The 7271-nt window shown below is 65.7% G+C and carries 4 protein-coding genes and 1 pseudogene; 2 read left to right on the plus strand and 3 right to left on the minus strand.

The annotated features are described in order from the left end of the window. Window positions 1-253: 253 nt before the first annotated feature. The gene (gene ychF / locus AOK03_RS35755; protein ID WP_055569554.1) at window positions 254-1342 is read left to right on the plus strand and encodes a redox-regulated ATPase YchF; all 1089 of its coding nucleotides are present in this window, start codon (window positions 254-256) and stop codon (window positions 1340-1342) included. Between the two features lie 348 nt (window positions 1343-1690). Here the strand turns inward: ychF and AOK03_RS35760 are convergent, their stop codons facing one another. From AOK03_RS35760 to AOK03_RS44945, 3 genes are all read right to left on the minus strand, one after another. Next, window positions 1691-3571: a DUF2075 domain-containing protein gene (locus tag AOK03_RS35760; RefSeq protein ID WP_055569555.1), complete on the minus strand. Its 1881-nt coding sequence runs from the start codon at window positions 3569-3571 to the stop codon at window positions 1691-1693. Window positions 3572-3681: 110 nt separating this feature from the next. Next, window positions 3682-5739 (minus strand): DUF2075 domain-containing protein, encoded by a 2058-nt coding sequence (locus AOK03_RS35765; RefSeq protein WP_055569556.1) that lies wholly within the window; start codon window positions 5737-5739, stop codon window positions 3682-3684. A 161-nt stretch (window positions 5740-5900) separates the two neighbouring features. Next, the gene (locus AOK03_RS44945) at window positions 5901-6029 is read right to left on the minus strand and encodes a DUF6408 family protein (protein ID WP_279616357.1); all 129 of its coding nucleotides are present in this window, start codon (window positions 6027-6029) and stop codon (window positions 5901-5903) included. Between the two features lie 312 nt (window positions 6030-6341). On the opposite strand from AOK03_RS44945, the pseudogene AOK03_RS35770 reads away from it, so the two are divergent. Then, a pseudogene (locus AOK03_RS35770) lies at window positions 6342-7271 on the plus strand (transposase); the annotation flags it as partial.

Raw genomic sequence — 7271 nt, forward strand, 5'->3', positions numbered from 1 at the left:
GCCGGCGAGGTGGTCCTGGGGCCGGACTGAGGGGGACGCGTCCTGTGTTGCTCCACTGGACCAACCTAGGCGGGGCGCGGCGCCGAATCCGTCACGGGACACGCCCTTGGGCCGACCTTGGCCATGCGTTCGAAGCGGAGGCGACGGGCAGGCGGGGGCGGCGGGCGCACGCCGTAGACTGGGGGATCGCCCCACGGTCGCTCCGGCCCTCCGGGCCGTCCACCCACAGCCCTCACGTACGGGAAGTCGCAACGTGTCGCTCACGATCGGAATCGTCGGTCTGCCCAATGTCGGCAAGTCGACCCTGTTCAACGCCCTGACCAAGAACGACGTGCTGGCGGCCAACTACCCGTTCGCCACGATCGAGCCCAACGTGGGCGTGGTCGGTGTCCCCGACCCCCGCCTCACGAAACTGGCCGAGATCTTCTCCTCGCAGAAGGTCCTCCCGGCGACGGTCGACTTCGTCGACATCGCGGGCATCGTGCGCGGTGCGAGCGAGGGCGAGGGCCTCGGCAACAAGTTCCTCGCGAACATCCGCGAGTCGGACGCGATCTGCCAGGTCATCCGTGCCTTCAAGGACGAGAACGTCGTGCACGTCGACGGCAAGGTCTCGCCCAAGGACGACATCGAGACGATCAACACCGAGCTGATCCTCGCCGACCTCCAGACCATCGAGAAGGTCCTCCCGCGCCTCCAGAAGGAGTCGCGCATCAAGAAGGACATCGCCCCGAAGGTGAAGGCGGTCGAGGAGGCCAAGGAGATCCTGGAGAAGGGCGACACGCTCTTCTCCCAGGGCATCGTCCAGGGCTCGGGCAACGAGGAGCTCCTCCACGACCTGCACCTCCTCACCACCAAGCCCTTCCTCTACGTCTTCAATGTGGACGAGGACGAGCTGACGGACGACGACTTCAAGGCGGAGCAGCGCGCGCTGGTCGCCCCGGCCGAGGCGATCTTCCTCAACGCCAAGCTGGAGGCGGACCTCGCCGAGCTGGACGACGACGAGGCCCTCGAACTCCTCCAGTCGGTCGGCCAGGAAGAGCCCGGCCTCGCCACCCTCGCCCACGTCGGCTTCCGCACCCTCGGCCTCCAGACCTACCTCACGGCAGGCCCCAAGGAGTCCCGCGCCTGGACCATCAAGAAGGGCGCGACGGCCCCCGAGGCGGCCGGTGTCATCCACACCGACTTCCAGAAGGGCTTCATCAAGGCCGAGATCATCTCCTTCGCGGACCTGGTCGAAACGGGTTCGGTCGCGGAGGCCCGCTCGGCGGGCAAGGCGCGCATGGAGGGCAAGGAGTACGTGATGCAGGACGGGGATGTGGTGGAGTTCCGCTTCAACGTGTAGCGGCTGACGTTTCGCCACGTCGCAGATCTGGCAAATGTGCAGGTCAGGGAGGGTCCGGCTCTTCGGGGTCGGGCCCTTTGTGTTTCCCGTCCTGGGATGAACGCGCGCCCGCCCCCTTCCTACTCGTTTGACGCACGCAGGTATGGGTGAGCCTGTCACGGCCAGACGGAACCAGAGGCACCCCGAGCGGGAGTGGGCAGGCTGGAGTCGTCCATGGCCGTCGTCGATGCAGACGAACACAAGCTGCGTGGGCACGTTTTCGACGAGTACCTGGCGGACCATGAGAACCGCAGACCCCGGCGTGGCATGCATAGGGTCATGCTCAGACGAGACGCGACCGTCAGCCCGTTAGACGGACGCGAAGGCCGAGGAACCGGCAGCCAGAGCGCGGAGCTTCTCGCGGGTTTCGGGATCGGTTGAGTACACGACCGTACCGATCATCCCTCGCGTCAGCAGGACCTTGTACGTGTTGCGGATCAGCCGGTCCACATCCGCGTCCGAGGTGGACTTCTTGAAGACCGGATCCTTGGACGCTGAGCGGTCGGTGATCCAGCGGTCGCCGCGCCACACCAGGTCGGGGCCGATGATGACGCCGCTCCAGTCGTACTCGAAGCCCTGTGCCGTGTACACGCAGCCCACTTGCCCGAAGCCGGCAGGATCGGTTGCCCACAACGCGGCCGGAGGCGCGCCACCGACCGAGCGGTCACCGAAGACGTTCCAGGGCCGCTCCCATCCTCCGATGACGACGTCCGCGGGAAGCCCCTGCCCGGGGGGCACCTTCTTCGTCCACTTCCAGCAATAGCCCGCGGACATGCGCGCGCTGTACCCCTGGTAGCGGACGTTGTCGAGAAACGCTTCCATTTCCTGCGGGCTGTCCGCGACCGTGAGCTGCATCTTGTCGTCGGGTTCCCACACCACCGGGCCGCCCGGCTCAAGGCCCAACAGCCTTACCACCCAGCGCAGATATGCATCGCTGCCACCGCACCGGAACTGGCTGTCCAGTTGCACCACCCGGCACTCGAGGCCCTTCTTCGCGGCGGCTTCCTTGATTTCCACGACCGTGCCCATCTCGCCGGGTCGTACGACCTGATGCTCGTCGAGCAGGAAGACCGGGACGCGGGCCGCGTCGATGAGTTCCTCGATCTGGGCCTTGCCGGTACGGTTCGACGCCGGTGTGTAGCGGTTGGCCGAGGTCTCCCTGATGCGGTGGGCTTCGTCGCAGATCAGGACGTCGAGACTGTTTCGGTCGGCGGTCATGAAGCTGTTGAAATACTTGAAGAGGTCCTTCACCTCACGCTTCCGGGCGCCCGCCACCTTCCTCATCGTGGTTGTGAAAGAGCTGGAACCCGTGGCGTGCAGCGCGGTGGTGCCCTGCCGGTACAGTTCACCGAGGAGTGACAGGGCGATGACACTCTTGCCGGTGCCGGGTCCTCCGGTGACGATCACGATCTCCTTGTGATCGGATTGCTTGGCGCGGCGTACGGCGTTCAGAACAGTGCGGTACGCGATCTGCTGCTCGTCCAGCAACACGAACTGCTCGCGGTCCCGGACTTCTTGGGCCGCCACCGCCATGAGCTGCTTGGACGGGCCGATCTTCCCGTCGACCAGTTCGTCCGCGGCCACTGCGCCGGATTCCGGACCCAGCTTCGTGCGCAGATAGCTGATGAACTCGCCTCGTCGCGCCCCGATGAAGAGCTGACCGTGCTGATCCTGCTCGGCCTCGAAGAGCCCGTCCACGCCGAACTCGGTGGCGTTGTGCAGATACGCGGCGCCGTGGACACGTTCCGGATGCTCGGCGAGCGTTCCGTTGAAGGAGATGAGGTACTCGCAATAGCCGCGGACCTGGTCGACCGGATTCAGAACCGCCCGTGCGTAGGAGTCGATGCGGCACAGCGACGGATCGTCATCGTCGGGCTCCGCGCTGCTCCACTGCTTCAATTCCACGACGACGTACGACGGGAGTCCGGTATCGGGGTGCACGCCGGCCAGAATCGCATCGGCTCGCTTGCTGTTCAGCGGTAGTCCGTATTCCAGGAGTACCTCCACCTGCCCGAGACCGGCATCATTGAGCGCGCTCGCGAGCACGGGGATGCTTCGCTCCCAGGAGCGCACTTCTGAGGGACTGGGCTTGTGGCCGTGCACGTGCACGAACTGCTCCGTCAGGCGGAAGAACAAGGCACCGGAATGGCACTCGGCAGCGACCGCTGCGGCAGAGTCGCGGAACAGCAAGACAAGCCCCCAGGCAGCACGAAGAAACTCGTGCGGGTGGGGGCATGTCCTTCATGACTCCGCGAGGCGGAGCGGAAGCCCGGCGGGCCGCAGCTACGTAGGGATCAAGGTTACCCGTGCCGTCTGCGGTAGGCCGGTGGCAGCTGTGATCCTTCGGCGGTGAGCTTCGGCTGGCCGCCGTCGTAGTGCTGCATGCCGATGGCGCCCGGGATGAGTCTGCGCAGTTCGTTGTGGGTCGCCGGGTCGACCGCGTAGACCACGGTGCCGACGACGCCACGCGTGAGGAGCACGTGGTAAGCGTTGAGGATGCACCGGGTGACTACCGCATCGTCGATCGGCCCTCGGAAGGCGGGATCGCAGGAAGCGCTCCGATCCACCTTGAACCTTCCCTCGCGAAACAGCAGATCGGGCCCGATGATGACGCCGTTCCAGTCGTACTCGAAGGTCTGTGCCGTATAGACGCAGCCGATCTGGTCGACACCACGGCGATCGGTCGACCACAGGTCCGAGCGTGGGGCGTTTGTGACGCTGTGCTCCGGCTTCACGTTCCAAGGCTGCCGCCAGTCGCCGATGCGTACGTCGTCGACAAGCTGCTCTCCGTCCGGGTTGCTCCAAGGCCAGCAGAAGCCTGCGGTGATGCGGGCTGTGGCTCCTTCCAAATGGCGCTCCCGAATGAACCGCTCCATCTGCTCGGGGGAGTCGGCGACCGTCAGCGTCATCCTCCCGTCCGGCCGCCAGGCGACCGGATCGGATGCGTCGAGGCCCAGCAACTGTTGGACCCAGCGCTGGTACCGCTTGCTGCCGCCTGCTCGGAACGTGCCCTCCAGGTCGGTCACTTCGACATCGCAGCCCATGCCCTCGGCCAGCTCTTTGAGGTATGTGGCGGTTCCCACCTCGTCTGGGCGAATCGACTGGTGGTCGTCCAGCAGGAAGATCGGTACTTTGGCGGCTCTTATCACCTCGGTGGCCTGGGGCCGGTCATCGTCCCGCAGCTCCTTCGGGGTCCATCGGAATGTCGAGCTGCGCCGCATGCGGTGGGCCTCGTCGCAGATGAGAACATCAATGCTGTCCGGTGGGGTTTTGCTGAAACTGTTGAAGTACCGGTACAACTTGACGGCCACACGACGCTTGTCCGCTGTCTGCCCTGTGCGAGCGGTACTGAGCATGATCTCGCGCAGAGTCTCCGTGTAGGCATGAGAGCCACTTGCCAGAACGGCCTCGCGGCCTTTGAGTCCAAGGGCACGCTGCAACTCGAGGGCCACGGCACTCTTCCCGCTACCAGGGCCACCCCGCAGGATGTAGACGCGCTTGGCGCCCGGATCGGGGGCGGGGCTGTGGGCCGCTTCGGAGTCATAGAACAATCCGACGTCGAAGCCGGTGAAGCGTGCGGTCTTCTCCAGGTGCCGGGTGATCCGGTCGACGGCGACATACTGCTCGTCGAGGAGCGTAAGACCTCCACCGACGACAGAGCGCTGACGGGCCACATCGGTGACCTTGCGCAACGGGTCCTGACGGGCCTGCTTCAGCGCTGATGCGGCCCGCTTACCAGACGCGGGAGCGAATCTCGAAGTAAGGGTTCGTCGGAAACGGACCAGATCATCGAGTGTGTAGAGGAAACCATGGTCGGTTTCGGACAGACCGAATAGCGCCTCCACATCCGCGTCATGTGCGTTATGGAGCAGCGCCACACCCATCAACTGGTCTTCGTTTGCCCGAAGATGAGGCAGATAGCGCAGCATGTACTCGCAGTAGCGCTGGACCTGCCGGACCGGATGCAGCTTGTTCTTCCCGTCGCCGAATCCGAGATCGACGGCGATGGGGCACAGGGGGTCCACCGTGGCGTGCCGTACCTGCTTTAGCTCAATTGCAAGGTATGAATCCGCCTCCGTACCGGGATGCCGACCGCAGAGCACTAGATCGACCGCAGAGTTGGTGTGTGGCAGGTTGACCTCGATCTGCACCTCGACTTCGTCGAGGCCGCAGTCCAGCAGAGCTTTGACTACTACGGGGAGGCTGTTGTTCCAGGAAGCGATGTCTCCTTGGCCGGCCGCTCCCCCCTTGATCCGGGAGTGCTCTTGGATCAGTTGCTCGGTGAGCGGAAGGTGCACCGAGCCGGCTCGGGCCACGATGAGTCGGCCGAGCTCGGCTGCGGACAGTTGCAGGAGCACGAAGGATCCCCAGGCACGAGATGACTCGTGCGGGTGGGGGCATGTCCTTCGTGACTCCGCCGCAGCGGAGCGGAAGCCCGTCGGGCCGCAATGACGTTCTGCACATTACCCGGCTGGGAAGGAAGGAGGGCGGGCCCTCCAGGGCCCGCCCACCGCCCGGCTCAGCCGAGGCGGTGCACCACAAACTGCGCCAGAGCCCACGCCAGGTTCGAGCCGAGGCTCGCCACGATGCCAATCAGGACATCACGGACCCAGGTGCGACGCTTGCGCATGTACTCGACAGCAACCACGGGAATGCGTCCCCTTCGATGTGATCGGTGACGGCGCCGGATGGCTCCCGCCGGGAGCACACCATGGGGCTGAGTCACCGAACCGAAGGGCATCGCCTGCTCCTGGGGTCATGTCGCGTACACCCTCCGAAGAGGGCGCGCGGTGCATAGCAACGGTAGTCCACGAGTGGGGGCGAGGATGAGCAGTTGACCTCGCGCCTTCATGAGGCAGGCTGTCCGTCAGCTGATCACGCAAGCAGAAAGTGCCTATGAACAGCAAGAATAAGGATTCTTGAGGCCTTCGTTTCCGCGTTCGTCGGAGGCGCTTCCCGGGTGAAGCAGCGTCTCGGTTCCTATTCGCGTGCCCGTATCGAGGGCCGCGGCCGGACGGTGGTCTCGCAGGCGGGGTCTGTGCTGCGGGTCGAGACGGTCCGCAAGTCCGTTCTGGATACGGCGATATCGGCGGCGTTGGCGCTCTGGCGCAAGCCGCCGACGGTGCACGATCCGGGCAAGATCCTGCTGGATGCGGCGCTCGTGGCTGCCCTTGGCGGGGGCTGCCTGGCGGACGTGTCGATGCTGCGGGCCGCGCCGGCTGTGTTCGGGTCAGTGGCTTCCGACCCGACGGTCTCGCGCCTGATCGATACCCTCGCGTCCGACGGCAAGCGCATGCTGGTGGCGATCCGTGTGGCCCGCACCGAAGTACGCTCCGGGGGCTGGACGTTGGCAGGTGCTGAGGCACCGGACGCTGGCCGACAGGTGATAGGCGGACCTGGGCGGTGTGCTCATGCTGGCGCACTCCGAGAAGCAGGACGCTGCCGCGACCTGGAAGAAGGCCTTCGGTCGCCATCCCTTGATGGGCTTCGTCGACCACGGCCGAGGCAGCAGCGCAGAACCTGTGGCCGCTCTACTGTGGCCCGGCAACGTGGGCTTCGGCATCGCCGCCGACCATTTCGAGGCCACCCGACTCGCCCCGGCTCAACTGCCGAAGAAGGTGCCGATGCGGGCGCCGGAGGTTGATCCATGCCGATTCCGGCGGCGTAACTCATAAATTCGTCGCCCATCTCGCCCGGCGCGGCCGGTGGCTGTCCTACTCGGTCGGCATGCCCCTCACCGACGCCATCCACCAGGCCGCACTCGAGATCCCCTCACCTTCGCCTGGACTGCGGCCGCCGAGCCGGACGGCGAAGTCCGCGACGGCGCCTGGGTCACCCGCCGGGTGAACCAGCCTCCGCATCAGCCCCCCACCCCTCCGCAAGCCCCGTC

Origin of the sequence: Streptomyces atriruber, assembly GCF_001418325.1 — a bacterium.
Taxonomy (GTDB): domain Bacteria; phylum Actinomycetota; class Actinomycetes; order Streptomycetales; family Streptomycetaceae; genus Streptomyces; species Streptomyces atriruber.